Source organism: Actinomadura sp. BRA 177 (assembly GCF_013372625.1).
In the GTDB taxonomy this organism is placed as follows: Bacteria; Actinomycetota; Actinomycetes; order Streptosporangiales; family Streptosporangiaceae; genus Spirillospora.
The window spans coordinates 1-472 of the sequence record NZ_JABXFD010000023.1; the positions used below are offsets into that span (position 1 = coordinate 1).

At 69.1% G+C, this 472-nt stretch carries 2 pseudogenes; both read left to right on the forward strand.

Going from position 1 to position 472, the window contains the following annotated elements:
- Positions 1-91 precede the first annotated feature (91 nt).
- Positions 92-187, forward strand: a pseudogene (locus HUX53_RS40520) (hypothetical protein); the annotation flags it as partial.
- Positions 182-472, forward strand: a pseudogene (locus tag HUX53_RS00090) (glucose-6-phosphate dehydrogenase); the annotation flags it as partial. The pseudogenes HUX53_RS40520 and HUX53_RS00090, both read left to right, overlap by 6 nt.

Genomic DNA, 472 nt, shown 5'->3' on the forward strand with positions numbered 1-472 from the left:
CTCCCCCGTGTCGTTCCCCGTCACCTTCACCGCCTTGCGCGGCGCCGACCTGCCGCCGGGCAGCCGTATCGTCTTGTAGAAACCGTTCGGCGAAGACCTGGACACCGCGCGGGAGCTGACCCGGCTGCTATCGGAGGTGGTCCCGGAGGAGGCAGTGTTCCGGGTCGATCACTTCCTGGCCATGACGTCCGTCCAGAACCTGCTCGGCAGCCGCCTCGCCAACCGCGTGCTGGAACCCCTCTGGAACAGCGCGCACATCCCCGAGATAGAGATCGTCTGGGACGAGTCCCTGGCCCTGGAAGGCAGGGCGGGCTACTACGACGGCGTCGGGGCGCTCAAGCACACGGTGCAGAACCACCTGTTCCAGGTGCTGTGCCCGGTGGCCATGGAACCGCCCCTCAGCCTGGGCACGCGTGCCCCCCCGCACCGCAAGCTCGACGTGCCCCGCCACATACGCCCGCCCCACCACCAG